Here is a 25401-nt window from a genome sequence, read left to right as displayed (position 1 = left end):
AAATACAAACGGGAAAATTGTATATCATAGCCAGTGTTATTGTCTGACTTTTCAATTATATTAAGTGACATCTAATGTCAAAAAACATAACATGTGACGACATATAGACAATATGGAAAGGGGAGCCGGCTATGAAATTAAAAGAGAGTCAGCAGCAATCCAACAGGCTGAGCAATGAAGATCTGGTGCCTTTGGGACAGGAAAAACGGACATGGAAAGCTATGAACTTTGCCTCCATTTGGATGGGATGTATACATAACATACCGACCTACGCGACGGTGGGGGGATTAATTGCGATCGGCCTTTCGCCTTGGCAGGTGCTGGCGATCATTATTACGGCATCACTTATCCTATTTGGCGCTCTTGCCTTAAACGGCCATGCGGGGACAAAATACGGGCTGCCGTTTCCCGTGATCATTCGGGCTTCTTACGGGATATACGGCGCGAATATCCCCGCGCTTCTAAGGGCGTTTACAGCTATCATGTGGCTTGGCATCCAGACATTTGCGGGTAGCACGGCACTGAACATTTTGCTTTTGAATATGTGGCCAGGCTGGGGAGAAATTGGCGGCGAGTGGAACATTCTCGGCATTCACTTGTCCGGTTTGCTTTCCTTTGTATTCTTTTGGGCAATTCATTTACTTGTATTGCATCACGGCATGGAGTCGATTAAACGTTTTGAGGTGTGGGCAGGGCCTTTAGTGTATCTGGTATTTGGCGGCATGGTATGGTGGGCCGTTGATATTGCTGGAGGATTGGGCCCGATATACTCTCAACCAGGAAAGTTTCATACGTTTTCAGAAACATTCTGGCCGTTTGCTGCCGGAGTTACTGGCATCATCGGCATCTGGGCGACATTGATCTTAAATATACCTGATTTTACACGGTTTGCTGAAACACAAAAAGAGCAAATCAAAGGACAATTTTACGGCTTGCCGGGAACGTTTGCGCTGTTCGCATTCGCCAGTATTACGGTGACCTCCGGCTCGCAGGTCGCGTTCGGAGAGCCGATTTGGGATGTTGTCGATATTTTGGCGCGGTTTGATAACCCTTATGTCATCGTCTTGTCCGTGATCACGCTCTGCATCGCCACGATCTCTGTAAATGTCGCGGCGAACATCGTATCGCCCGCTTATGATATAGCGAATGCCCTGCCGAAATATATCAATTTCAAACGTGGCAGCTTTATCACAGCGTTGCTCGCTTTATTTACGGTTCCATGGAAGCTGATGGAGAGCGCGACAAGCGTGTATGCGTTTCTTGGCTTAATAGGCGGCATGCTTGGACCGGTGGCAGGCGTGATGATGGCCGACTATTTTATCATTCGCAAACGTGAGCTCTCGGTAGATGACCTGTATTCCGAAACAGGACGGTATGTGTATTGGAAGGGCTACAATTACCGTGCGTTTGCAGCCACAATGTTAGGAGCGCTGATTTCGCTGATTGGCATGTATGTTCCTGTATTGAAGAGCTTATACGATATTTCTTGGTTTGTAGGTGTGCTGATTTCCTTTCTTTTCTACATTGTTCTGATGCGTGTTCACCCGCCTGCATCATTGGCAATTGAAACAGTTGAACATGCGCAGGTCCGCCAGGCTGAATAAGATCTATTTAGACGGTATATTTTCATATTTTTGAAATGGTTTTCCATAAATAGAACATTTATAATGGTTTTAGAAATCTATTCTAAAACGAAATGGGAATCGAAAATGAGAAAATGGTATTTTATTCTTTTGGCGGGTGTTTTAACGTCTGTCATCCTCGCTTTCGTTTATGATAAGACAAAAGCGAATGAGGAAGGATCTGGGGATTATCTGTATGTTTCGCCAAATGGCAGTGATCAAAATGAAGGAACAAAAGAAAAGCCGTTTCGTACATTGGCACACGCATCTGAGAAGGCTGCTGCCGGCACAACTGTCATGATTCGGGAGGGCACGTATCATGAGACCCTTGATGTAAAGCACAGCGGTACGGACGGAAAGCCTATCACATTCCGAAACTATGAAAATGAAAACGTCGTGATTAGCGGTGAATCCGTTGCGAACGCTGAATATGAAACACCGCTTATTCGTATTCACGATAAACATGACATTGCCATCAGCGGTTTAACAATTCAAGATCTTTCTGTTTCATCTGAGGAAGCAACTGCTATAGGGATTTATGTATCAGGGTCCAGCAGTCATATCGCCATTAAGGATAATCACATCCGGGGGATTAAGACAACAGCGGATGAAGGAAATGCTCACGGAATCGCAGTTTATGGGACTGGCAGCATGAAAGACATCCGAATCGAGGACAATACAGTTGAGAAACTGACGCTTGGAGCGAGTGAAGCAGTTGTGCTGAACGGTAATATCGACGGCTTCACAGTTGCAGGCAATGTGGTCCGCAACAATAATAACATCGGGATTGATCTAATTGGTTATGAGGGAACCGCGGATAAAAACGATTACGTGCGAAACGGAGTCGTAGAAAACAATACAGTTTATCAAAACTCGACTTACGGCAATCCTGCTTATGGAGATGAATACTCAGCGGGCGGGATTTATGTCGATGGAGGACACGATATCGACATTAAGAACAACACAGTTTACGATAACGATATTGGGATTGAAGCAACGTCTGAACACAAAGGAAAGTATGCAAATGCCATTCAGATCACAGACAACAAAGTGTACAACAATGCGTACACCGGTATTTCAATCGGAGGATATGACAAAAAGCGGGGCGGCACCAGCAATTCTCTGATTGCCCGCAATATTATGTACCGGAATGACACAAAGGGACTGTACGGCGGACAGCTGCTGCTGCAGTACGATACGAAAAACAACACAATTGAAAAGAATATATTGACGGCCGGTGATTCCAGATTATTTATCGGAAACGATTTTACAGAAAATGAAGGAAATACGGTCAATCATAACGTGTACCACAAGGAAGCGGATCAAGACGGCATATGGATGTGGAAAAAGAAAGAATATGATTCATTTTCGTCGTATCGAAAAGCAACAAAAAACGATCAGCAATCCATATATGCCGATCCGATGTTTCGTGATGAAGCGTCCTATGATTTTTCGTTAGATCCTGATTCACCTGCGCGGCCTGTCATTGAATAATTGCTATAAGCGGCGTTCTCTTAGAGAGCGCCGTTTTTTATATGCAAAAAAGACTGCCGGGATTTCCCGGCAGCCTGAAATTTATTCTGCAATAGACACTTTTCCTTCAGCCTCTGCAGTTTTTTTCTGGCTCCACGTATAGAGAAGCAGAGCAATTAAAACGAACAGCCCCGCTGTTAAATAAATGGCAGAGAAGCCGGCAGATGCTACAAACAATCCGAATACATACGATCCTACAGCAATTCCGCTGTCAAAGAAGGTAAAGAACGTTGCCGTTGCAAAACCGGAGCGGTGAGCCGGAGATTTCTGAATCGCCAATGTTTGCATGCAAGGAACGATTGATCCGTAGCCAAGACCGATAACCGCCCCTGAAAGCAGAAGCATTAAGCCGCTATGTGTGAAGGACAGCATGCAGAGTCCAACAGAGAAAATCAGGATTGATGGGTAAATGACAATGCCCGGTCCGACTTTGTCGAACAATTTCCCTGTGAACGGGCGCGCAATCATCATTGTCACCGCAAAGCAAACAAAGAAATATCCGCTGATATCCGAAAGGTCAACTGATTTGGCGAATACAGACAGATATGATGTGACTGTTGAATAACAGAAAGAAATAAACAAACCGACCGTCGCAATTTTGAGTGCGCCCTTTTCAAACATATCCGAGAACGCAAAACGGAATACAGTCGTGCCGCTGTCCTTACTTTGCGGCACTTTTATCAAGAACGAAACAAGTAAGCCCGCAACCATAAACAGCGCAAAGGCTGTAAAGAATACAGGAAAGCTTACCACTCTCATCAAATTCAGGCCAAGGAAAGGCCCGATCGCCATAGCGAGGTTCATAGACATGGCAAAGTATCCAAGCCCTTCACCGCGCCGTTTGGCTGGAATAATATCAGCGGCAATTGCACCTGTAACAGTCGTTAAAATGCTGAACCAAATCCCTTGGAAGAACCGCAATCCGAGCAGCAGGGAAAAGTTATGAATCGGCATATACAGAAAAGATGATAGGGCGAAGAGCGCCATTGATACAATCGCCATTCTTTTCTTCCCGAAACGCTCAACGATGGCTCCGGAGAAAGGCCGTGTAATGATCGCAGACAGAAGGAACAGGCTGATTAAAAGCCCGCCTTGTGATTCTGTGCCGCCAAGCTCTTGCAGCGTATAGATCGGCAATACAGTTAAAAATGTATAAAAGAACACAAACACAAATAAATTGACAAGCAGGACCATAATAAAATCCTTGGTCCATATCGCATCCGCTTTTTTCAAATGTATGTCACTTCCTTATTTTCATTGTTGTAAAAACATGCGGAATAAATGAGAAAAAGCTTCTTTATCTTCATCCCGGAAATCAGCAAGCAGCTCTTCCTCGAATTTCAGCATTTTCACATTGATTTCTTCATATTTTTTCTCGGCTTCTTTTGTGAGGACAACAAGTTTTTCCCGTTTGTCTTCACCTTGCCGTCTCTGAACCCAGCCGTTCTCCTCCAGGCGTTTGATCGTCCGAGTCACAGTCGGCGCTTCTACATTTAAATAGGACCAAATCTCTTTTTGAGTCATTGGTCCGATCGTACGCAAACAATATAAAACTGACCATTGAGATGAATAAAGGCCGAATGGCTCTAGCTGTTCATTGGCTTTCTTGGCAATCAGGCGGGCGCTTTGGTTGATTTGATGAATGAGGTGTCTGTTGACGTAGGACATGTCGGTCTCCTTCTAAAAAACTTACCTAAGTAACTAATTGCTTATTTCATTTTACAGGAGCGATCAATAGTTGTAAAGATGAAAATTTAGTGACGCGAAATAGTTTGCTGAATCTGAAAAAGTTCGTTTCACCCCTTGTCCTTATTGAGTTTTTAGCATATTCCCAAAAGAATGCTAATACACTGTTACAAACCTAACAAAGAGAGTGTTTGAGGTGAGGGATCGTGGGCATATTTCACAAACTTACTTTTAAAACCATACAACGAAGAAGCGGCATAATGAACGACTCTTTACAGAATACGGATCTCATTTCACACTTCTCACATCCATTTTAGGGAGGTCGAGTGGTGTGCACGATTACATCAAAGAGCGAACAATCAAGATAGGGAAGTACATCGTGGAGACAAAGAAAACCGTTCGTGTCATTGCGAAGGAATTTGGTGTTTCCAAAAGTACAGTACACAAGGATTTAACAGAGCGTCTGCCTGAAATTAACCCCGACTTGGCAAACGAAGTGAAAGAAATACTCGATTATCATAAATCCATCAGGCATTTAAGAGGAGGAGAAGCGACAAAGCTCAAATATAAAAAAGATGAAATTCTCGAAGGAGAGCCTGTTCAGCAATCGTAATCACCTGGCATTGCCTTCTTGAAATCGTTCATAAAACATCCGCAAAAAATTGTAAAGAACTTATTGTGCTTCCAACTTTTTTTCTATATTTTATGATAATATATATAATTAGGGCACAATGTGGATATTTACTGTGAAACAGATTTTCAAGGAGGATATAAATAGATGTTTGCAAGGGATATTGGTATTGACCTCGGTACTGCAAATGTACTGATCCATGTTAAAGGTAAAGGAATTGTTCTGAATGAACCTTCCGTTGTTGCACTTGATAAAAACAGCGGCAAAGTGCTGGCGGTTGGCGAAGAGGCAAGACGAATGGTTGGACGTACACCTGGGAATATTGTTGCGATTCGCCCGCTGAAAGACGGAGTTATTGCTGACTTTGAAGTAACAGAAGCAATGCTGAAACATTTTATTAACAAGCTGAATGTAAAAGGCCTGTTCTCAAAGCCGCGCATGCTCATTTGCTGCCCGACGAATATTACATCCGTTGAGCAAAAAGCAATTAAAGAAGCTGCAGAAAAAAGCGGCGGGAAACATGTGTACCTTGAAGAAGAACCTAAAGTTGCCGCTATCGGCGCGGGTATGGAAATATTCCAGCCAAGCGGTAACATGGTTGTAGACATCGGAGGCGGGACGACGGATATCGCGGTTATTTCAATGGGCGATATTGTCACCTCCTCTTCTATTAAAATGGCTGGGGACAAGTTTGACATGGAAATCTTAAATTATATCAAACGCGAGTACAAGCTGCTGATCGGCGAACGTACTGCGGAGGATATTAAGATTAAAGTCGCAACTGTTTTCCCAGACGCACGTCACGAGGAAATTTCCATTCGCGGACGGGACATGGTTTCCGGTCTTCCAAGAACAATTACAGTAAACAGTAAAGAAGTTGAAGAAGCCCTTCGTGAATCTGTCGCTGTTATTGTTCAGGCTGCGAAACAAGTGCTCGAAAGAACACCGCCTGAACTTTCTGCTGATATTATTGACCGCGGCGTTATTATTACCGGCGGAGGCGCGCTCTTAAACGGCCTTGACCAGCTGCTTGCTGAAGAGCTGAAGGTACCGGTCCTCGTTGCTGAAAATCCTATGGATTGCGTAGCCATCGGCACAGGTGTCATGCTTGATAATATGGACAAGCTTCCTAAACGCAAACTAAGCTGATTTCACAAACCTCATTCTGAAAAAGAATGAGGTTTTTTTATGAAAAAGCCTTCACGAAAAGATGTTAAATGACGATAATAGGATAAAATACTGAGTTTTTATTATAGAACGAACGTTCCTATATGACAACTGGAAAAAATGCCATTTTTAGAGGTGGGAAATTTGTTAAAAGGATTATATACAGCAACATCCGCAATGATTGCCCAGCAGCGAAGAACGGAAATGCTTTCAAATAATATTGCTAACGCAAATACATCAGGATATAAAGCTGATCAAGGCTCTATGCGCGCGTTCCCTGAGATGCTGCTTAGCAGAATAGAATCAAAATCTCCGGCCGGGACATCAAGGACGGAAATCGGTTCCGTGAATACCGGAGTATATATGCAGGAGCTCAAGCCTCTCTTTACACAGGGAAGCCTGAAGTCCACAGACCAGCCTACAGACATTGCATTGATCGAAAATCAAGTTCCGATCAATGCGGAAACCAATGAAAAAGCTGCTCTTTTTTATCCGGTTCAAACAGCGGATGGAATTCGTTATTCAAAAAGCAGCACATTTTCACTAAATGAGAACAATCAGCTGACGATCAACGGACGCCCTATTTTATCGACGGATCGCCAGCCAATCACTGTTGATAATGAGAATTTCACTGTGTCTGAAAACGGTACTGTGACAACGAACGGACGCACAGCCGGCCAGATTGATGTCAGAATGGCGGAAGATGTCCGCAATCTCAAACGGGACGGAAATGATTTGTACAGCACGGCGGACGGTAATGATCTGCCAAGCGCAGCCGGAAATAATCAGGTATCCTATTCATTAAAACAAGGCGTCTCAGAGCTTTCAAACGTGGATGTGACAAGCGCCTATACAGAAATGACTGAAGCGTACAGATCGTTTGAGGCGAATCAGAAGGTTATTCAGGCTTACGATAAAAGTATGGATAAAGCAGCAAATGAAATTGGAAAAATTTAAGATAACGGAAGAAAAAACGGGGGACATCAACTATGCTCAGGTCAATGCTAACGGCATCAACAACCTTAAACCAGCTGCAGCAGCAGATTGACACAATCAGCAGCAACCTTTCAAACAGCAACACAACCGGCTATAAGGCAAAAGATACGAATTTTTCTGAGCTTGTCAGACAGCAATTCGATCAGGTTGATGAAAAAAACGAGGAAGTGGCAAAAGCCCGAAAAACGCCGCCCGGCTTGCGCCTTGGCGTCGGAGCGATGATGAATTCACGCCTGGTCTCTGATCAAGGAAGCATTCAGAAGACCGATCGCGATCTGGATATCGCATTTACGTCTCCATACCAGTATCTTCAGGTAAATGTAAATGGAAACCGCCAGTATACGAGAGACGGAGCATTATATTTAACGCCTTCAGCCAATAATGCCAACCAGCTGCAGCTCGTCACTGGAAATGGGTATCCCGTACTTGATGAGAACGGCAATACAGTGAACATCGACAGCTCAATGAAGAATATCACCATCAATAAGAACGGCACCTTAACCGCATCTGACGGAAACGCGGTTCAGCGGTTTAATCTTGGCGTTGTCCAAGTGAATAACCCTCAAGAGCTGAAATCCGAAGGGAATAACCTTTTCTCTATTGATAATGCGGCAGCTTTTGAAGAGCTGAACGGCGCTAATAGACAAAACATCGGCATGCAGCAGGGCTCACTTGAGATGTCCAATGTCGATATTTCAGAACAAATGACAGATTTGATTACGTCCCAGCGTTCATATCAGCTGAACAGCAGAACGATCACAATGGGAGATCAAATGCTCGGTTTAATCAATTCAGTCAGATAATAAGAAAATGGGCGTTTTTCAATCAGCCGCGCATGATAAAAAAAGCGGCTTTTTCGAAATCGTCCTTTTTTTTGTAGTATTCCGTAATATCTTCTAACAGCACTTCTAAATCCACCCACGCCTCGATTTTTTCTAATTCAAGCACATATTCGAGCAGCTGCTCATAGGGATCTTCCACTGAGGTGTAGAGGGCTTCAAGCGTTTTTAATTTTAAATAAATGGTTTGAATGTCTACCTTTTCAGATAATTCTTTTCCTTTTTGAAGGACGGCTTTAGCTTCTGTGATGTTTCCTGTTTTAAAAAGCGCTCTGACAGACTCGTACACACAATGAAGATATGAGACTGGTGAATTCATTTCAAATTCTTGATTCTTTAATACTTTCCTAAAGTAAAGAAGCGCTTCCTGGTCTTTTTTCTCGGTCGCTTTTAAAAAGCCAAGGTTATAATAAGCATGGCATAGCAGGTTTTCGTCATGTAGTTGCTGGGTTTTCTTAATGATTTCTTTGAAAAGCTGTTCAGCTTTTTCATAGCGTTCTTGATCAATATAATTCACGGCGAGCAAAAGTTTACAGGTGATTACCTTTTTGATATAGCCGAATTGGTGCAAATAGATGTGTAATGCTTTTTTGACGTATTGGACGGAAAGCGGCGGTGATTTCATCAAGTAATAGGCGCCGGCGGTTTGATAATATAAATCAGCGGCTTCAAACGTATTGTGAATGGCGGCCAGGTACTGTTCAGCTTTTTTAAAATGATGTACTGCATGTTTCGGAGCTGTTTTTACCATCTCATATAACCCAGAGAAAAAATACAGATAATATTTCAATTCATCATCCATTTTGTCTTCCAGGCCATATAGGTCATCGAACAATGAATCGAGTCCGTTCTGGTTTTCAAAAAGCAGCTGATGGCGGGCCTGAAACAATTGATAACGCATCCAAAGTTTTGTGTTCTTTTTGATCTTCGGAAGGTGCTGGTCAATTTTCTCTTTCAGTGTGCAAACGTGATTCATTTTGCGTTTGCTCATTGCGGAATACCACTCGTCTAACATGTTTAGCATTCTTTTTTCAATAAACTTCGAAATCATTTTCCTACCTCTTTGCTATTGGTAAAATCTATAATTATCATATCATAACTTTTGACGGCTCTCATTGACAGTTGGTTACATTTTAGCGCGGTTGAAAAAGAGATTAATTCATAATATACTTTTCAAATGTACAGATTGGATCTTTGATGATTGCTATACATACTAATGCAGATGAAGGAGATGTCAAGACAATGCTTGATACTCAGCAAATTAAAGAAATTATTCCTCACCGTTATCCGTTTTTGCTTGTGGATCGGATTACGGAAGTTGAAGAGGGCAAACGGGCAAAAGGCTATAAAAATGTAACCGCTAATGAAGAGTTCTTTAACGGACATTTTCCTCAGTACCCGGTTATGCCCGGCGTATTAATCGTAGAAGCACTCGCTCAAGTCGGAGCTGTTGCGATGTTGATTAAAGAAGAAAACCGCGGCAGACTGGCTTTTTTTGCAGGCATTGATAACTGCCGCTTTAAAAAACAAGTCAAGCCTGGTGACCAGCTTCACCTTGAGGTTGAAATCATTCGTGCCCGCGGCACAATCGGGCGCGGAAAAGGCGTTGCCACAGTTGATGGCGAAGTCGTTTGCGAAGTAGAACTGACTTTTGCCCTCGGAGAATAATTGAAAAAAGGCAGATGGCCAGCGGCACATTTGTCTTTTTTTCTTTACAAATATAGAAAAGCAGGTGATTGTATGTGGAATGAATTTAAAGCCTTTGCCATGCGGGGGAATATCGTAGACCTTGCGATTGGTGTTGTGATAGGCGGCGCTTTCGGAAAGATCGTCACATCTCTAGTAAATGATATCATTATGCCTTTGGTCGGTTTGCTGCTGGGAGGGCTTGACTTTTCAGGCCTGTCGTTTACGTTTGGCGATGCTGTAGTGAAGTATGGCAGCTTTATACAGACGATTGTGAACTTCTTAATTATATCGTTCTCCATTTTTATCGTCATTCGGACTTTGAATGGGTTAAGGCGCAAAAAAGAAGCAGCAGAAGAAGAGGCTGCGGAGGAAGCGGTGGATGCGCAGGAGGAGCTGCTGAAAGAAATCAGAGACCTGCTGAAGCAGCAAGCAAAGTCGCCGGAATAAAAAAGATGCCGTTAGAAACGGCGTCTTTTTTTATCTCAATTTTCGTTTAGGTTCGTTCTGTGTCCTTTAGTTCTTTAGGGCTTCCTGTTGTTTCAGCGAGATGAATGAGCATTGAGACAGAGGTGCCTGCATCCGGAGTGCTGCTGATCATCAACTCGCTTCCGCAAAAATGTTTCAGCCGCTGATTGATATTTTTCAATCCGACGCTGCGATCAAAATCCGTTGATAAGAGATCTATTTGTTTTTCCGGAGTTATCCCGGGACCGTTATCCTCTACTTTGATGTGATACTCATTTTTGCTTTGTTTTTTAGCTGTCAGTTTGATCCATCCTCCGCCTCTTTTCTTGCTGACACCATGAAGAACGGCATTTTCCACCAAGGGCTGAATCATTAAAGGCGGAAGGATAAAGTCAATGTCTTCATCTATATCGAAAAGAACCTCAAGCCGATTACCGAATCGCGTCTTTTCTATAGAAAGATAGGAATTGATAATCGAAAGCTCATGTCTGAAGGAACTGATGGCTGATGTATTTTGAAAGTCAAAACTCATTCTTAAATAGTTGGTAAATTCCTCTGTTACCTCCCGGGCCTTTTCAATATCCAAATGAGTGAGAGAAATAATCGTGTTTAATACATTATAAAGAAAATGAGGCTTGATTTGCGACTGGAGAAACGCCATTTCCATTCTAGTTGCTTGATTTGCTGTATGTTTCATCATGATCAGGTTTTGAATACGCACCATAAATTCAGAGTAATGATAAGGTTTTTGCAAAATGTCATTCGCTCCGGCATGAAAAGCCTTGTATTTGTCATGGCCGATAATGGCAGCTGTAATGATCAGAACCGGAAGATCCACCATGCTGAATCGTTCGCGAATTTTCATACAGACTTCGAAACCAGTCATATCCGGCATCATAAAGTCACAGCTTCAGGCCTTGCACCGGGACAATACGCTTTTGTTGAAACGAAAGCGCCAGCCGGTTATGTGCTGAACACTGAGAAAATAGAGTTTGAGATTTCTGATTCCTCTGAAGGAAAGCCTGAAGCTACAGATGCCGGGATCGCCATTAAAGCATTCCAGTCAAGTGGAGAACGTCGAAAGCTCGTGAAATATACTTATTTTTACTTCACAATCAAGGCGGCTGATAACAATTAAAAGTGTCGCTTCCGATCGTAAAAGGCACAACCAATGAAAATCTTTTGATAGGGGCGGCAACAATGCGCCCGGATCAAAAAATGGGTGAGGGAAATTATCCGTTGGCGGGCCATCATTTGAAGCAAAAGAATCTTCTGTTCGGACCTCTGGAAAACATAAAAACAGGTGCCCAAATTGTCATCACGGATTTTAAAAAGGATTATATCTATTCTGTAACATCTAAAGACATCATATCGGAAATGGATGCAGATGTAGTTGAAGAGACAAACAAAAAAGAGATTACGTTAATCACATGTGACAAGGCGGTCAAAACTGAAGGGCGCCTTGTTGTGAAAGGGAAATTGGTTGATTCTTTTGGCCATACAAATTAAATATGCAAGAGAGAAAGCACGAAAAGAAAAGCTGCCGTTCAAAACGGCAGCTTTTTTCATGCAGAACATATCTATTCAAAATGTCTATTGTGATGCTCTTCGGTTCTGTGTCTGTTTTGGGGAACATGCCCCCTCATATTTATAACTTTTGTTTAAATGCCTCAATGAGTTTTGTTCCTGTATAGCCCTCTTTTACAAGGGACTCGAGAATGGTTTCAGTGCCCTGCTGTTTTCTTGTGACCATTTGTCCATAGAGTAAAACCTGGATGCTTTCTTCCAGCTTGACGATATTTTTCACTGCTGCTGTCAGCTGGGCGGGGCGATTGCTTTTTTTCGTGATCGTTACAAATACTTTGGCTTCAGATTGGCTGTTTTGAAGCTGTTCAAAAAAAGACAGATGTTCTTTCTGTACAAGCGCCTCAATCAGCCAGTGATTTTCACCGTCTTCTTTATTTATAATCAGTCCGTCAATAAGGGGAAACTGTTCAATTGATTGTTCTTCCTTGTCCACTCGTTCCACATTTAGGTCAACCAGTTTAAAGGTTTTCATTTCTTCTCACCCCGATTACTTCCAAAGTTTTCTTGCCCTCCATTATAACATAAACGTTTTCGAGGAAAAAATCCTGCAATGCTGGGGCTAAAGAATTTTGTATGAGCGAAACATTTAATAATTTCTATTTTTTCATTATACTGTAACTGACTATGGATTACGGAGAGATGTGGTATGAATCAATTTCGTTTAAAAGAAATTTATATTGACGGCGCTCCTTCTGAAAGCCATTTGATTCAAAAGGAAGTAACATATATGTTAAGCCGTAAAGAAGTGTTTGAGGTTCATCTGAACAAAAAAGGAAGAATAAGTTTTTTATACGAAACACAAGATGGCATGGAGCAGTATAAAATCAAGCTGTCAATGCCGGAAAAAAAATTGAGCTTTCAGTGGTTTGCGTGGGATGGCTCTTCCTATGTGCGCATGAATACGCAAAACTGGCTGACAAAGCAAATCTTTTTCCGTTTTTTAAAAAGTACATATTTCTTCAAAGGAAAAAAGCAAAAGATGTTTTTAGCTGAAGGAAAAATGAAAACGAAAGATAAAAACAGAGGCTGAAAGCCATTTTTAAGCGTTTTTCTTTTCTTGTTGCATCATTTACAATACATACAACCGCAAGGAGAGGAGGAATCGCATGTTCAATCAGGTCATGCTTGTCGGACGTCTTACAAAAGATCCTGATCTTCGCTACACTTCAGCCGGTGCGGCAGTTGCACATGTTACGCTCGCGGTGAACCGCAGCTTCAAGAATGCTTCAGGTGAAATCGAAGCTGATTACGTCAATTGCACACTTTGGAGAAAAACAGCTGAAAACACGGCGTTGTATTGCCAAAAAGGTTCTCTCGTCGGCGTAAGCGGACGGATTCAGACAAGAAGCTATGAAAACGCGGAAGGCGTTAACGTGTATGTAACAGAAGTGTTGGCTGACACTGTTCGTTTTATGGACCCTAAACCCCGGGAAAAAGCTGCTGATTGACACCCCCTGTTCCTCCCGTTATCTATCCATTCACCATTATCCGAATCTTCGCATCATCCCCTCAAAATTGACCAGTCGACCAGACTGGTTCTTTCTTTTTGTCCACTTAGGAAAAATTGGTTCTCTCGACGCATTTTTACTTAAAATCACTTATTAATGTTGAATAAAATTAAACAAAAACTTATAATTACTTATAAATGATTGCTGAGAAAAGGAATGAGGGCGTGTACCAAGAAGAAAGATTAGTAGCGATTTTGGATTTTTTAAAACAGCATAACCGAATTACAACGGAGCAGATCTGTACGCTCCTGCAAGTGTCAAGGGATACAGCGCGACGAGATCTTGTGAAACTTGAGGAACAGAATGCCATCATCCGCACAAGAGGCGGCGCCATTTTGCCGACTGTGCATCAGAAAATTCAAAGCTATTCCGGCCGCCTGAAAACAGTGTCTGAGGAAAAAAATAAGATCGGCAGGCTTGCAGCATCGCTTATTCATGATGGTGACCGGGTGATTTTAGACGCCTCTACAACTGTTCAGGCATGTGCAAAGCACTTGAATGCGGTTGATTGTACGGTAATCACCAATTCGATTAATCTTGCGGATGTGCTGTCCGATAAAGAGGGAATTGAAATTTATCTGCTGGGAGGCAAGCTGGAAAAGGAGCACCGCTTTCTGTACGGGTCCTCTGTGATTGAAAAGCTCTCAAGCTACCATGTTGATAAAGCGCTGATTGGTGTGGTCGGCATTTCCGAACATGGCATTACAATTGCGCATGAAGAGGATGGCATGGTGAAGCGGAAAATGATACAGCAGGCAAAGCAGGTCATCGCGCTTGCAGATCATTCGAAGCTGGGCAGCACCAGTTTTTATCAGTATGCGGAGCTGAATGAAATCGACCTTTTGATTACAGACAGGCTTCCGAATCAGGCATTTTGTGACTTGCTTGACCGAAACGGCGTTGAGCTTCTCGTGACAGAGCAGGATGAAGGAAAGGACTGACAAACGTGAAATTAATTGCGATTGATTTAGATGGAACCTTACTCAACAGCAAGCATCAGGTAAGCTTGGAAAATGAAAACGCACTGCGGCAGGCGCAGCTGGACGGCATTGAAGTGGTGGTGTCAACTGGGCGCGCTCATTTTGACGTCATGTCAATCTTTGAACCGCTGGGGATCAAAACATGGGTCATCAGTGCAAACGGCGCCGTCATTCACGATCCCGACGGCAGGCTTTATCATCACGAAACGATTGATAAGAAACGGGCGTATGACATTCTCTCATGGCTTGAGTCGGAAAACTATTATTATGAGGTATTCACAGGTTCAGCGATTTATACGCCGCAAAACGGCAGAGAACTTCTTGATGTTGAGCTGGACAGATTCAGAAGCGCAAATCCGGAAGCGGATCTTTCTGTCCTTAAGCAGGCGGCCGAGGTGCAATACAGCCAATCGGGCTTTGCTTACATTAACTCTTTTCAAGAGCTGTTTGAAGTCAATCAGCCAATCGATTTTTACAATATTCTCGGCTTTTCTTTCTTCAAAGAAAAGCTTGAGGCAGGCTGGAAAAGATATGAGCATGCCGAAGATTTGACGCTTGTCAGTTCGGCTGAGCACAACTTTGAGCTTTCTTCCCGCAAAGCTTCCAAGGGGCAGGCGCTGAAGAGGCTTGCAAAACAGCTGAATATTCCGCTCGAGGAAACCGCTGCTGTAGGTGACAGTTTAAATGACAAATCGATGCTGGAGGCTGCGGGAAAAGGTGTAGCGATGGGCAATGCCCGGGAAGACATCAAATCGATAGCCGATGCTGTCACCTTAACCAATGACGAACATGGTGTCGCACATATGATGAAACATTTGTTGTAAGTATATGTGCTGCCACAAAAGCGCATCCTGTTGATAACCGGCGTAACGGGTTTTTTGGAAATTCGGCGTGACGGCTATGAACGGAAAAAAGCTGGCTCTTTCAGAGCCAGCTTTTTTAGTCATGATTATTGCGCTGTAGCGCTTAATGTAAACAGTTCTTCGAGCTCCTGTGTGGAAAGCTCGGTAATCCAGTTTTCACTTTGGATAATTTGATCGTTCAGGGTTTGCTTGGATTCAAGCATGACATCAATTTTTTCTTCGATTGTTCCCGTCGTAATCATTTTATGAACGTGGACAAAGCGCTCCTGGCCTATGCGGTATGCACGGTCAGTCGCTTGATTTTCAACCGCCGGGTTCCACCATCTGTCATAATGGATGACGTGATTGGCGGCGGTCAAATTAAGTCCGGTGCCTCCAGCTTTGAGTGAGAGAATCAGTGTCGGATATTCTTTCCTTTGAAATTTCTCAACGAGTGTATCCCGCTCTTGCTTGGAGAGACTCCCATTTAAAAATTGCACAGGTTCCCCGAACGTTTTTTCAAGCAGCCGCTTCATCATGTTCCCCATCTGAATGTATTGCGTGAAAATCAGGCAGCTTTCGTTTTGGGCGCGGATCGCTGTCATCAGTTCCAGCAATTTTTCGAGCTTGACTGATCTGCCGGCCAGCAGCTCGGTTTGCTCTTCCTTTAAATAAAGCGCGGGATGATCGCATATTTGCTTGAGCCGTCCAAGCATGCTGAGGATCAGCGCTTTTCGCTGCATGCCGGTCAGGGATGTCATATGGTCAAAAGTGTCTTTGACGAGCTGCTCATAAAGGGATGCCTGCTCGGCTGACAGCGGGATAAATTCTTTTTCTTCCAGCTTCTCAGGAAGATTAAGCGCGACCTCTTCATCCCGTTTCGTCCGGCGGAGAAGGAATGGCCGGATTAATTGCTGAAGCTGTCCGATTCTCTTTTCGTCCCGGTCTTTTTCGATCGGCAGCACATAGCGTTTATGGAAGCCGGTCAAACTGCCGAGGTAGCCTTTATTCATGAAGTCAAAAATAGACCACAGCTCCGTCAGTCGGTTTTCCATCGGCGTGCCGCTCAGCGCGATATGGTGGAGCCCCTTCAGCTTCCTGATTGCGCGTGATTGCTTCGTATGCGCGTTTTTAATATTTTGCGCTTCATCAAGGCAGATCGTGTTCCATGTCACAGAAGAAAGCTCTTCAGTATCGGCATGTGACAGTCCATATGAAGTGAGCACCACGTCTGCGTTTTCATAATGCGCGGCGAAATCATCACCCTTTGGCCGGCGCGGCCCATAATGGAGCGCGACAGACAGATCAGGGGCAAAGGTTTGAAGCTCCCGCTGCCAGTTGCCAAGTACGGATGTCGGCGCAATAATCAAATGAGGCGTTTTTTGCCGGCCTATTTCCTTCACGTGAAGGAAATAGGCAATCATTTGAATCGTTTTCCCAAGCCCCATATCGTCAGCCAGACAGGCGCCAAAACCGCTTTCCCGCAGAAACAGCAGCCAGTTCATGCCGTATTTCTGATAAGGGCGGAGCGTTCCTTTGAAAGAAGGACTGACTTCGTGCTCCGGCAGGTTTTCCGCGGCAGTGAGCTTTCGAATCAGTGACCTGAGCTGTTTAGACAGATCAAACTGAATGCCGGCGAAAGCGGATGTATCAATCAGATCCGAATCCTCAAGTCCGCCCTCCTGCTGATCCATTAGCTCGCGCGCCAGAATATCAGACATGTGGAGTCCCTCTGATTCTGCTTTTTCCATCAGGCGTTTCATCTGTTTGATAAACTGCGGATCGATTTTAACCCATTGCCCGCGGATATTAACAAGGCGCCTGTTGCTGGCGACAAGCTCATTAAATTCAGCCTCAGTCAGTTCAATTCCATTTGTCGCAAACCGCCAGTTGAAATCAAGCAGTGCATTCATGCCGACAAATGACTCGCCGCGCGGGGAGGACGACACCTTTGCTTTCAGCATCATGTTGCTGTCTCTGACAATCTGCCACCAGGACGGCAGGAGGATTTCTACCCCCATATCGACAAGCGTCTCACTTGCTTCTGACAGGAAGATCCAGGCTTCTTCCTCCGAGATCAGCGTTGTCCCGGAATCAAACGACAGCCACGGAACCGTTCTGTGAAAGCGGTCCTGCTCACGCGCGATTTTATCGCTGTACGCCTGCCACGATTTTTTGAGGCTCTTCAGTCCGTCAAAGAATTCTACAGCACCGCTCTTTTTATCGCGTAAAAACATCTCGATCTTCCATTCGTCTCCGTCAAAGTCCGGTTCATTTAAGCGCAAGCCGACAGTAAATGGAGATTGATCGTCAATCCAGCCAATGCCTTCCAGAAAATCCTCTTCATCAAGAAAATGGCCGCGGAATGTCGTAACCGCAGGCGATTTCTCCTTGATATGTTCCCATTTCTCCCGCAGGTCATCGTCGTACTGGATGTAATCCTGTACGGCAGCGGAAAACCATTCCGCAGTAAAGCCTTCCAGTATATTGTCGCGGTCCTTCCAGCGAAAAACACCGTTTGTCCATGCTTCATAGTCAGGCATAAAATCGCCGTCTGCGATAAATTCATAGATGGTCGATGCCGCCTCGATCAGCGGCTCCGTTTCTTCTGTAAGCTGCACGGAGCTGAATGAGTTGAACGAGTTTTTGCCGAGAAGCTCTACAGTCATCCATGGCGATAGCAGGACAGCAGTCGTCCCGATGAAGCTGACATCCTCTAGAAAGGTCCCGTAAAATGAGGATTCATGCCATTGGAACAAATGTTTTTTCATATGGCTGTAGGGAAGAGGCTGCTCATTTTCATCAAAGGCTGAGAGCGTAAATGACCCATCTTCCATTTGTTCGACGTGGATGAGAATTTCTTTAAGACTCGCCATCAATCAACTTTCCTTTCTGCAGTTCTTCTTGAAGCGCACGCAGGCGCTTGTAATGCGAGCTCAGCAGCTGAATATACCGCTCCCACACCTTTTGCTTTTTCGCTTTTTTGTACAGGGTGCGCAATTTTTTCAAATACCGGGCGGCTTCCTTGTACGAGCTGCGGTTCTTCTGATCAATGAAAAAAGCCACTTCTCTATGGTAAGCCGGTATAAGCGCCTCAGGGTCGCTCGCTGCAATTTCCTTGAGCATCATTTTATCCATTTCATTGATGGAAAAGCCGACAAGGCTATGAATTTCAATCCACTCGGCATAGCGTTTTTTTTCATATAAATGATGGCTGTATTCTGTGAACGTATACGGCAGACAGCCCGCGGCAAAGCGCTCAAACAGCGCTTGATCATTGGTTTGCTGCACATAGGCATTCAACAGAAGGAACAGCTCGCCGATCACATCGCGAATCTCTTTAAACGGCTTATCCAGCTTCGTATAACCCATCGCAATTGGCTCAATTTGCTGGTACCATGTTTTAAGCCGTTTCCAGTCCTTCTTGGCAGTCATTTCACTCAGCCATTGGAACGTATAAGGGAGCGCTTCCGGCGGGAATTGATCCGCTTCCGCAAAAATAACGTCATCATTCTTTTGCAGGAATTCCAAATGCAGGCGCCCGAATTGCAATTCGGGAGAAAAACGCCGTCCTGCTTCTTTTTTCAATATCTCCTGTTCGCGTGCCACCCATTTTGGCCGCGACAGCAGCGCACTCCAAATTTCACCGAAGACGCGGATGCGTTCATATTGGAAAATTTCTTCTTTCAACAGCAAATGTCGGATAACATCCGGTGTTTTATCCAAAAACGGATCAAGCGCAAAAGACAGCGCGTATGTTTTTAATTTATCAATAGAGCTGTAGATTGTATCCATCAGCTGTTCAACGTACGGATTGAGGGAATAAAAATCTTGTTCGGGGTTCAGCTTGCCTGCTTCAATCAATGTGAACATGCGAAGCCAAACCGCAATTGCGGAATGAATTTGGTACAGGCTTTTCAGCTCCGGCTTGTTCGGCGCATGTTTTTTTAATGCGGACAGGTAGCCGTAATAGAGGCCCTGCATGTTTTGGCTGCCTTCTGGCGTACGTGCCTGCCAGAGAGAAAACTCTGAATCAAAAAAAGCAAGCCAGCTTGAAAGCGATTCTTCATTAGGCAGCACCTTTTCCTGAAACTGGCGGCGGACGAGCTCTTTGCTTTCCTCAAGCTTTTCCCTCTCCAGCCAATACTCTGTAAAAGTACCCACTCGCTCGAACATTGCATATACATATAAAAACACAGCCAGCATATGGCGGCAGATTCTTCCGGACGGACATGAACAGCCGCTTTTGACTATGACAAACAAGTTCAATGTGACCCGCACAGGCACAACATCCTGCACGTAAGCCGTAACTTCCGTCGGACTCACTGCTTGTAAACGATAGACTGAATCCTGCCGATATAAAATAAGGGCTTTTTTGATCAGCTGAACATTTTCCTCATTGTAAGGAAGAAGTTCTTTTAACTGTTCAGCAGATGCCAGCACATCGTCTTTGGAAATCATATTCTGAAGCATGATTATCGCTCCTAACCGAGTCACGTAATAAAAAGATCCAATTTCTCTATTATATCGCAACACATCGGCCTTAAAAAGTTTTTCCTAAAAAAGGACATAAAAAATGGGATGTGTCGAATGATGTATTAGAGATTGCAAATTGATAACCAGCATCATATAATAATCGTGTTTTCAACTTAATGGAAGCTGAAAGGAAAAAAAAGATGAGTGAAAAGAAATTGAATCAAGAAGAATTTCTGAAAATTTTGATGCATGCACATGAAATTGGTGAGCAGTCATCTGAGATGACGACGAAGGAAATGCTTGAAAATTTGATTTCTCATATTAAAAATGGATATGCAACATAAAAATCCCGCACGCCTTTAGCGGGATTTTTTTATGCGAGGTTACGTGACTGCACGAATAAGAGAAAATGAGACAGCGCTGTCAACACAGTAAATATAGCGCTTACATAAAAAAGAGTAACATTTCGTTTTGTAAAAAATGTCGAATTATGTCACGTGAAAAGCTGGAGAAATGCGGTTTCAACGTTGTATAATCGTAAATGGAAAAGGATGTTATAAGAGATTTGGAGGTATCATGGGAGAATCTACTAGCTTAAAAGAGATATTATCAACGTTAACAAAACGCATACTTTTGATTATGATTGTAACCGCAGCTGCCACTGCTGCCGGCGGACTCATTAGTTTCTTCGCACTTACACCCATCTATGAAAATTCAACTCAGATTCTGGTCAACCAATCGAAAAATGAACGAAAAGAAGTCCAATTTAACGATGTCCAAACCAATCTTCAGTTAATCAATACGTACAATGTCATCATTAAGAGCCCTGCCATCTTAGATGAAGTCATTAAAGAAATGGGCCTGTCGATGACATCCCAAGAACTGAATGACAAAATTACCGTATCCAGCGAACAGGACTCCCAAGTGGTCAACATATCAGTCAGGGATGAAAACGCGGAAACAGCGGCTCATATTGCCAATACTATAGCATCTGTTTTTCAAGACAAAATCACATCCATTATGAATGTTGACAATGTCAGCATTCTGTCAAAAGCCGAGGTTTCAGAACATCCGTCCCCTGTATCGCCAAAGCCGCTACTAAACATTGCCATCGCGTTTGCGGCCGGATTGGCGGGAAGCATCGGACTGGCCTTCCTGCTTGAGCATTTGGATAATACGATCAAATCGGAAGAGCAGCTCGAATCCTTGCTGGACATACCTGTTTTAGGGACAGTTTCCACCATTGCGAATGAGCAGAAAACAGCAAAGACCTTACAGGGTTTCCAATCTGAAAAAACGGGGAGTGGACATTTTGGCGCTTAGAAAAAGCAGAGACTCGCGGATGCGGAGAAATGTCATTGCAATGACAGAGCCGAAATCCTTGAACTCTGAACAATATCGGACGATTCGCACGAATATAGAATTTGCTTCAGTGGACCGGCAAATGAAATCAGTCATGATTACATCGGCTTGTCCGGGGGAAGGAAAATCAACAACGGCCGCCAACCTGGCTGTCGTATTCGCCCAACAGGGAAAAAAAGTGCTCCTGATTGATGCTGATTTGCGAAAACCAACAGTACATACGGCTTTTTTTCTTGAAAATACGGTTGGCTTAACATCTGTTTTATTAAAGAAAAGCTCTATGGAGCAGGCTGTACAAGCATCGAATGAAAAACATCTTGACGTGCTGACGAGCGGCCCGATCCCGCCAAACCCGGCCGAGCTTCTCTCCTCGAAGTGGATGAAGGAGCTTGCATACGAAGCGTGTGCGGCATATGATATGGTCATTTTTGATACGCCGCCTATTCTTGCCGTAGCAGATGCACAGATTTTAGGCAACGTGGCAGACGGTTCTGTTCTGGTTATTTCAAGCGGGAAAACAGAAAAAGAACAAGCCGCAAAAGCGAAAGAGGCGCTTGAAACGTGCAAAAGCAAGCTCCTTGGGGCGATTATGAACGGCAAAAAGCTTTCGAAGCACTCTGAATACGGATATTACGGAAACAAGGACAATTTCATGCAAAAATAAATAACGTGCATCATGCCCGTTATTTATTTTTGCGAAAAAAGGGGGCTAGGACATGATCGATATTCACTGTCACATTCTTCCCGCAATGGATGACGGGGCAGGTGATTCGGCCGACAGCATAGAAATGGCAAGAGCCGCTGTTCGTCAGGGAATCCGGACGATCATTGCGACACCTCATCATAACAACGGTGTGTATAAAAACGAGCCAGCCGCAGTCAGAGAAGCAGCAGATCAGTTAAACAAACGTTTAATCAAAGAAGACATTCCTTTACATGTGCTTCCGGGACAGGAAATCAGAATCTACGGCGAGGTGGAACAAGACCTTGCCAAACGTCAGCTGCTTTCGCTGAATGATACAAAATACATCTTGATTGAGTTTCCGTTTGATCACGTTCCCCGATATGCGGAGCAGCTTTTTTATGATTTGCAGCTGAAAGGATATATTCCGGTTATCGCCCATCCTGAACGCAACAGGGAAATTCGCGAAAACCCGTCCTTGCTGTATCATCTTGTAGAAAAAGGAGCAGCATCTCAGATTACTTCAGGAAGTCTTGCGGGGACCTTCGGAAAGCAGCTGAAAGCATTTTCTCTCCGGCTAGTTGAAGCCAATTTGATCCATTTCGTAGCCTCAGATGCCCATAATGTGAAAACGAGAAATTTTCACACTCAAGAGGCTCTTTATGTTCTAGAAAAAGAATTCGGCTCGGAACCTCCTTATATGCTGAGGGAAAATGCAGAGCTTCTCCTGCGGAATCAGACCATCTTCAGACAGCCTCCGCAACCGGTCAAAAGAAGAAAATTGTTTGGTCTTTTTTAACAGCCGATTCTCATTTCACCACTTTCTTTTTGAGAGCGATATAATAGTGTATTGTATGATTGAATCACATTTCAGAAATCTGTACAGGCTGTACCCGACAGGCTATGCGGGAGATCATTCGCATTCATGATAGGATGTTCTCATACGATATTACGGAAGCTGCAAAGCAGCAATTTAACTGTTGGAGGGAAACAATGAATATAACAGTCATCGGAACAGGCTATGTCGGTCTTGTGACAGGTGTTTCTCTTTCTGAGATTGGACATCATGTAACCTGCATTGATATTGACGCTCACAAGATTGATGAAATGAGAAAGGGCATTTCCCCCATATTTGAACCAGGTCTTGAAGAGCTGATGAGAAAAAATACAGCTGATGGACGGCTGAACTTTGAAACGAGCTATGAGAAAGGCTTGGCACAGGCAGACATCATTTTTATAGCGGTCGGCACACCACAGAAAAGCGACGGGCACGCCAATCTGGAGCAAATTACAGATGCGGCCAAACGCATCGCAAAGCATGTCAAACGAGATACAGTCGTGGTAACGAAAAGCACAGTGCCCGTTGGGACAAACGATTTGATTAATGGACTGATCACTGAACATCTAGCGGAGCCTGTCAGTATTTCGGTCGCATCCAATCCAGAATTTTTGCGTGAGGGGTCGGCGATCTATGATACCTTTCATGGTGACAGGATCGTGATCGGGACGGCCGATGAGAAAACAGCAAATACGCTGGAGGAGCTTTTCCGTCCTTTTCAAATCCCGATATACCAAACGGATATCAGAAGCGCCGAGATGATCAAATATGCCTCAAATGCTTTTCTGGCCACTAAGATCAGTTTTATAAACGAAATTTCGAATATATGTGAAAAGGTCGGCGCCGATATTGAAGCAGTCGCGTACGGGATGGGACAGGATAAGCGGATCGGGAGCCAGTTTTTGAAAGCGGGCATAGGCTACGGCGGCTCTTGTTTTCCAAAGGACACAAACGCCCTCGTGCAAATTGCCGGCAATGTCGAGCATGATTTTGAACTGCTGAAATCGGTTATCAAAGTCAACAACAATCAGCAGGCGATGCTGGTTGATAAAGCGCTGAACAGGCTCGGCGGGGTGACGGGAAAAACGATTGCCCTTTTAGGCCTGTCATTTAAACCGAATACCGACGATATGAGAGAAGCGCCGTCAATTGTTATTGCAGACCGTCTCGCTGCGCTCGACGCCCGTATCAGAGCCTACGATCCCATTGCAGTTGGTCATGCAAAGCATGTTCTCCCGCAAGCTGTTGAATATAAAGAGACGATCGAGGAAGCTGTCAAAGGTTCTGACGCCGTCATGATTTTAACCGACTGGGCTGACATTAAACAATTTCCGTTAGCGGCTTATCGGGATTTGATGGAATCGCCGCTCATATTTGACGGCAGAAACTGCTACACATTGGATGAAGCTGCGGCTTCAGGAGTGGAGTATTATTCTGTCGGTCGGAAGGCGGTTGTTCCGTCAGGTGCAATTCAATAGATGAAAAAGAAAGGCTGGTTGCGTACCAGTCTTTTTTTTCATCTATTGCGGGGTGCTGAATACATTTGCTACTATTTAACTATTGTTTGGAAAATTATACAGAAGTAGGGCTTCTTTAAACAATCGTTTGAAAAACATTAGAAGAAACGAAGAAAACCAGAAAATAAAACCTTGGAGATGCCGGAAAAGGAGAGAATCTGATGAATCATCTGCCCGAAAAAATGAGACCGTACCGCGACTTGCTGGAGAAATCAGCGAAAGAATACGTGAAACTGAATGTGAGAAAAGGGAAAACAGGACGATATGACAGCAAAATTGCCGGTGATCCCTATTTCCCCAAGCATGAAACATACCCGACTGATGAAAATGGACAGCCGATGAAGCTTCTGGCACAGATTAATTTCTCACACATTCCCCAGCTTGACGGCTACCCTTCTTCAGGTATCCTGCAGTTCTACATTTCTGTTCATGATGACGTCTATGGATTGAATTTTGACGATCGATGTGAACAAAAGAATTTCAGAGTGATCTATTTTGAAAATATCATAGAAAACGAAGACGAGCTTGTTTCTGATTTTTCATTTATCGGCACAGGCGAATGTGATTTTCCGATTTTATCAGAAGCGGCAGTCGAGCCTGTGAAATCTTCGGAATGGGTGCTGCCTACAGATTTTCAATTTGAGCATTATACGGGCATGGAAACAATGGAGTTCTTTGGTCAGTTCGGCGAGGATGAAGAAGACATTTATAATGAACTGGCTGAAAACGGATTTGGCCATAAAATCGGCGGATACGCTTCTTTTACCCAGCATGATCCACGGGAATACGCATATAAAGAACACACCATCATGCTTTTACAAATTGATTCAGACGATGATATCGATTCAATGTGGGGAGACGTCGGCATCGCCAATTTTTTCATCACACCTGACGATCTAAGGAAAAAAGACTTTTCAAACGTTCTGTACAACTGGGACTGCAGCTAATACAAGCTTTTGATCCAAAGGGTCAGAAGCGGGG

General features: G+C 43.9%; 26 protein-coding genes and 2 pseudogenes. 21 read left to right on the top strand and 7 right to left on the bottom strand.

Annotated features, from left to right (window positions below; all coding sequences use genetic code 11):
* Positions 1-131: 131 nt before the first annotated feature.
* Entirely contained in the window at positions 132-1604 is a 1473-nt protein-coding gene (pucI, locus tag bslm_RS17920; RefSeq protein ID WP_003243156.1) for an allantoin permease, read from the top strand.
* A 105-nt stretch (positions 1605-1709) separates the two neighbouring features.
* Positions 1710-3116: a right-handed parallel beta-helix repeat-containing protein gene (locus tag bslm_RS17915; RefSeq protein WP_046381385.1), complete on the top strand. Its 1407-nt coding sequence runs from the start codon at positions 1710-1712 to the stop codon at positions 3114-3116.
* An 81-nt stretch (positions 3117-3197) separates the two neighbouring features.
* Here the strand turns inward: bslm_RS17915 and bslm_RS17910 are convergent, their stop codons facing one another.
* Both bslm_RS17910 and bslm_RS17905 read right to left on the bottom strand, forming a co-directional pair.
* Positions 3198-4388 carry an MFS transporter gene (locus bslm_RS17910; protein WP_014481151.1) on the bottom strand — a complete coding sequence of 397 codons (1191 nt, stop codon included), beginning with the start codon at positions 4386-4388 and terminating at the stop codon, positions 3198-3200.
* Between the two features lie 21 nt (positions 4389-4409).
* Complete coding sequence (locus bslm_RS17905) at positions 4410-4823, bottom strand: MarR family winged helix-turn-helix transcriptional regulator (RefSeq protein ID WP_003227771.1); 414 nt, start codon at positions 4821-4823, stop codon at positions 4410-4412.
* Positions 4824-5047: 224 nt separating this feature from the next.
* Here bslm_RS17905 and bslm_RS21120 point away from each other — a divergent pair, with 224 nt between their 5' ends.
* From bslm_RS21120 to flhP, 5 genes are all read left to right on the top strand, one after another.
* Entirely contained in the window at positions 5048-5158 is a 111-nt protein-coding gene (locus bslm_RS21120; protein ID WP_010886628.1) for a protein usd, read from the top strand.
* 14 nt (positions 5159-5172) lie between these two features.
* A complete protein-coding gene (gene spoIIID, locus bslm_RS17900; RefSeq protein WP_003221804.1) occupies positions 5173-5454 on the top strand; it encodes a sporulation transcriptional regulator SpoIIID in 282 nt (93 codons plus the stop codon).
* Between the two features lie 165 nt (positions 5455-5619).
* Positions 5620-6621 carry a cell shape-determining protein Mbl gene (mbl, locus tag bslm_RS17895; RefSeq protein ID WP_003227776.1) on the top strand — a complete coding sequence of 334 codons (1002 nt, stop codon included), beginning with the start codon at positions 5620-5622 and terminating at the stop codon, positions 6619-6621.
* 162 nt (positions 6622-6783) lie between these two features.
* Positions 6784-7596 (top strand): flagellar hook-basal body complex protein FlhO, encoded by an 813-nt coding sequence (flhO, locus tag bslm_RS17890; protein ID WP_046381384.1) that lies wholly within the window; start codon positions 6784-6786, stop codon positions 7594-7596.
* Between the two features lie 32 nt (positions 7597-7628).
* Positions 7629-8438, top strand: coding sequence for a flagellar hook-basal body complex protein FlhP (gene flhP, locus bslm_RS17885; RefSeq protein ID WP_046381383.1), 810 nt, complete (start codon positions 7629-7631; stop codon positions 8436-8438).
* A 22-nt stretch (positions 8439-8460) separates the two neighbouring features.
* On the opposite strand, the gene rapD is transcribed toward flhP, so the two are convergent.
* The gene (rapD, locus tag bslm_RS17880; protein WP_015251038.1) at positions 8461-9525 is read right to left on the bottom strand and encodes an aspartate phosphatase RapD; all 1065 of its coding nucleotides are present in this window, start codon (positions 9523-9525) and stop codon (positions 8461-8463) included.
* Positions 9526-9716: 191 nt separating this feature from the next.
* Here rapD and fabZ point away from each other — a divergent pair, with 191 nt between their 5' ends.
* Together fabZ and mscL are read left to right on the top strand one after the other, a co-directional pair.
* Positions 9717-10142, top strand: coding sequence for a 3-hydroxyacyl-ACP dehydratase FabZ (gene fabZ / locus bslm_RS17875; protein WP_003221796.1), 426 nt, complete (start codon positions 9717-9719; stop codon positions 10140-10142).
* A 72-nt stretch (positions 10143-10214) separates the two neighbouring features.
* Positions 10215-10610 carry a large conductance mechanosensitive channel protein MscL gene (gene mscL, locus bslm_RS17870; RefSeq protein WP_021445844.1) on the top strand — a complete coding sequence of 132 codons (396 nt, stop codon included), beginning with the start codon at positions 10215-10217 and terminating at the stop codon, positions 10608-10610.
* A 46-nt stretch (positions 10611-10656) separates the two neighbouring features.
* Here the strand turns inward: mscL and bslm_RS17865 are convergent, their stop codons facing one another.
* Positions 10657-11493 carry a sensor histidine kinase gene (locus bslm_RS17865; RefSeq protein ID WP_046381515.1) on the bottom strand — a complete coding sequence of 279 codons (837 nt, stop codon included), beginning with the start codon at positions 11491-11493 and terminating at the stop codon, positions 10657-10659.
* 33 nt (positions 11494-11526) lie between these two features.
* Between bslm_RS17865 and bslm_RS21885 the strand changes: the two are divergent.
* Together bslm_RS21885 and bslm_RS17860 are read left to right on the top strand one after the other, a co-directional pair.
* Positions 11527-11679 (top strand): annotated as a pseudogene (locus bslm_RS21885) (prealbumin-like fold domain-containing protein); the annotation flags it as partial.
* An 83-nt stretch (positions 11680-11762) separates the two neighbouring features.
* Positions 11763-12137 (top strand): annotated as a pseudogene (locus bslm_RS17860) (class A sortase); the annotation flags it as partial.
* Between the two features lie 139 nt (positions 12138-12276).
* On the opposite strand, the gene bslm_RS17855 reads toward bslm_RS17860, so the two are convergent.
* Positions 12277-12687 (bottom strand): YwpF-like family protein, encoded by a 411-nt coding sequence (locus bslm_RS17855; protein WP_003227794.1) that lies wholly within the window; start codon positions 12685-12687, stop codon positions 12277-12279.
* A gap of 174 nt (positions 12688-12861) precedes the next feature.
* Here bslm_RS17855 and ywpG point away from each other — a divergent pair, with 174 nt between their 5' ends.
* From ywpG to ywpJ, 4 genes are all read left to right on the top strand, one after another.
* The gene (ywpG, locus tag bslm_RS17850; protein WP_014478204.1) at positions 12862-13245 is read left to right on the top strand and encodes a DynA interaction protein YwpG; all 384 of its coding nucleotides are present in this window, start codon (positions 12862-12864) and stop codon (positions 13243-13245) included.
* 76 nt (positions 13246-13321) lie between these two features.
* Entirely contained in the window at positions 13322-13663 is a 342-nt protein-coding gene (ssbB, locus tag bslm_RS17845) for a single-stranded DNA-binding protein SsbB (protein ID WP_014478203.1), read from the top strand.
* A 224-nt stretch (positions 13664-13887) separates the two neighbouring features.
* Entirely contained in the window at positions 13888-14664 is a 777-nt protein-coding gene (glcR, locus tag bslm_RS17840; protein ID WP_003244075.1) for a transcriptional regulator GlcR, read from the top strand.
* Between the two features lie 5 nt (positions 14665-14669).
* The gene (ywpJ, locus tag bslm_RS17835) at positions 14670-15527 is read left to right on the top strand and encodes a phosphatase YwpJ (protein WP_046381382.1); all 858 of its coding nucleotides are present in this window, start codon (positions 14670-14672) and stop codon (positions 15525-15527) included.
* 125 nt (positions 15528-15652) lie between these two features.
* Here the strand turns inward: ywpJ and bslm_RS17830 are convergent, their stop codons facing one another.
* The gene (locus bslm_RS17830) at positions 15653-18421 is read right to left on the bottom strand and encodes a DEAD/DEAH box helicase (RefSeq protein WP_046381381.1); all 2769 of its coding nucleotides are present in this window, start codon (positions 18419-18421) and stop codon (positions 15653-15655) included.
* On the bottom strand, positions 18408-20018 hold the full coding sequence (locus tag bslm_RS17825; RefSeq protein WP_033885050.1) for an SWIM zinc finger family protein: 1611 nt from the start codon (positions 20016-20018) through the stop codon (positions 18408-18410). Before bslm_RS17825 ends, bslm_RS17830 begins: the two co-directional genes overlap by 14 nt.
* A gap of 203 nt (positions 20019-20221) precedes the next feature.
* Here bslm_RS17825 and bslm_RS21110 point away from each other — a divergent pair, with 203 nt between their 5' ends.
* The 6 genes from bslm_RS21110 to bslm_RS17800 all read left to right on the top strand — a co-directional run bounded on the left by bslm_RS21110 (position 20222) and on the right by bslm_RS17800 (position 25367).
* Complete coding sequence (locus bslm_RS21110; RefSeq protein WP_003242876.1) at positions 20222-20365, top strand: YwzD family small protein; 144 nt, start codon at positions 20222-20224, stop codon at positions 20363-20365.
* Between the two features lie 232 nt (positions 20366-20597).
* Positions 20598-21344 carry a protein-tyrosine kinase activator TkmA gene (tkmA, locus tag bslm_RS17820; protein WP_003227811.1) on the top strand — a complete coding sequence of 249 codons (747 nt, stop codon included), beginning with the start codon at positions 20598-20600 and terminating at the stop codon, positions 21342-21344.
* Positions 21334-22047 carry a tyrosine-protein kinase PtkA gene (ptkA, locus tag bslm_RS17815; protein ID WP_046381380.1) on the top strand — a complete coding sequence of 238 codons (714 nt, stop codon included), beginning with the start codon at positions 21334-21336 and terminating at the stop codon, positions 22045-22047. The genes tkmA and ptkA overlap by 11 nt, the downstream gene beginning before the upstream one ends.
* Before the next feature lie 52 nt (positions 22048-22099).
* A complete protein-coding gene (locus bslm_RS17810; RefSeq protein ID WP_033885052.1) occupies positions 22100-22864 on the top strand; it encodes a tyrosine-protein phosphatase in 765 nt (254 codons plus the stop codon).
* A gap of 194 nt (positions 22865-23058) precedes the next feature.
* Positions 23059-24381 carry a UDP-glucose 6-dehydrogenase UglF gene (uglF, locus tag bslm_RS17805; protein ID WP_015251054.1) on the top strand — a complete coding sequence of 441 codons (1323 nt, stop codon included), beginning with the start codon at positions 23059-23061 and terminating at the stop codon, positions 24379-24381.
* 200 nt (positions 24382-24581) lie between these two features.
* On the top strand, positions 24582-25367 hold the full coding sequence (locus tag bslm_RS17800; RefSeq protein ID WP_033885053.1) for a YwqG family protein: 786 nt from the start codon (positions 24582-24584) through the stop codon (positions 25365-25367).
* Positions 25368-25401: the final 34 nt, after the last annotated feature.

The organism is Bacillus sp. LM 4-2 (genome assembly GCF_000978495.1).
Classification (GTDB): Bacteria; Bacillota; Bacilli; order Bacillales; family Bacillaceae; genus Bacillus; species Bacillus subtilis.
The sequence above is the reverse complement of the archived record's forward strand: the minus strand, read 5'-3'. Positions and strand labels throughout refer to the sequence as shown.

What these genes read in the sequence shown, in the direction of transcription:
- bslm_RS17810 (WP_033885052.1), top strand. Translation starts at nt 22,100, where the DNA reads ATGATCGATATTCACTGTCACATTCTTCCCGCAATGGATGACGGGGCA.
- bslm_RS17905 (WP_003227771.1), bottom strand. Translation starts at nt 4,823, where the DNA reads ATGTCCTACGTCAACAGACACCTCATTCATCAAATCAACCAAAGCGCC.
- bslm_RS17800 (WP_033885053.1), top strand. Translation starts at nt 24,582, where the DNA reads ATGAATCATCTGCCCGAAAAAATGAGACCGTACCGCGACTTGCTGGAG.
- ywpG (WP_014478204.1), top strand. Translation starts at nt 12,862, where the DNA reads ATGAATCAATTTCGTTTAAAAGAAATTTATATTGACGGCGCTCCTTCT.
- bslm_RS17825 (WP_033885050.1), bottom strand. Translation starts at nt 20,018, where the DNA reads ATGCTTCAGAATATGATTTCCAAAGACGATGTGCTGGCATCTGCTGAA.
- bslm_RS17915 (WP_046381385.1), top strand. Translation starts at nt 1,710, where the DNA reads ATGAGAAAATGGTATTTTATTCTTTTGGCGGGTGTTTTAACGTCTGTC.
- rapD (WP_015251038.1), bottom strand. Translation starts at nt 9,525, where the DNA reads ATGATTTCGAAGTTTATTGAAAAAAGAATGCTAAACATGTTAGACGAG.
- bslm_RS17865 (WP_046381515.1), bottom strand. Translation starts at nt 11,493, where the DNA reads ATGAAAATTCGCGAACGATTCAGCATGGTGGATCTTCCGGTTCTGATC.
- mscL (WP_021445844.1), top strand. Translation starts at nt 10,215, where the DNA reads ATGTGGAATGAATTTAAAGCCTTTGCCATGCGGGGGAATATCGTAGAC.
- uglF (WP_015251054.1), top strand. Translation starts at nt 23,059, where the DNA reads ATGAATATAACAGTCATCGGAACAGGCTATGTCGGTCTTGTGACAGGT.
- mbl (WP_003227776.1), top strand. Translation starts at nt 5,620, where the DNA reads ATGTTTGCAAGGGATATTGGTATTGACCTCGGTACTGCAAATGTACTG.
- bslm_RS17830 (WP_046381381.1), bottom strand. Translation starts at nt 18,421, where the DNA reads ATGGCGAGTCTTAAAGAAATTCTCATCCACGTCGAACAAATGGAAGAT.
- tkmA (WP_003227811.1), top strand. Translation starts at nt 20,598, where the DNA reads ATGGGAGAATCTACTAGCTTAAAAGAGATATTATCAACGTTAACAAAA.
- pucI (WP_003243156.1), top strand. Translation starts at nt 132, where the DNA reads ATGAAATTAAAAGAGAGTCAGCAGCAATCCAACAGGCTGAGCAATGAA.
- bslm_RS21110 (WP_003242876.1), top strand. Translation starts at nt 20,222, where the DNA reads ATGAGTGAAAAGAAATTGAATCAAGAAGAATTTCTGAAAATTTTGATG.
- ssbB (WP_014478203.1), top strand. Translation starts at nt 13,322, where the DNA reads ATGTTCAATCAGGTCATGCTTGTCGGACGTCTTACAAAAGATCCTGAT.
- flhP (WP_046381383.1), top strand. Translation starts at nt 7,629, where the DNA reads ATGCTCAGGTCAATGCTAACGGCATCAACAACCTTAAACCAGCTGCAG.
- bslm_RS17855 (WP_003227794.1), bottom strand. Translation starts at nt 12,687, where the DNA reads ATGAAAACCTTTAAACTGGTTGACCTAAATGTGGAACGAGTGGACAAG.
- fabZ (WP_003221796.1), top strand. Translation starts at nt 9,717, where the DNA reads ATGCTTGATACTCAGCAAATTAAAGAAATTATTCCTCACCGTTATCCG.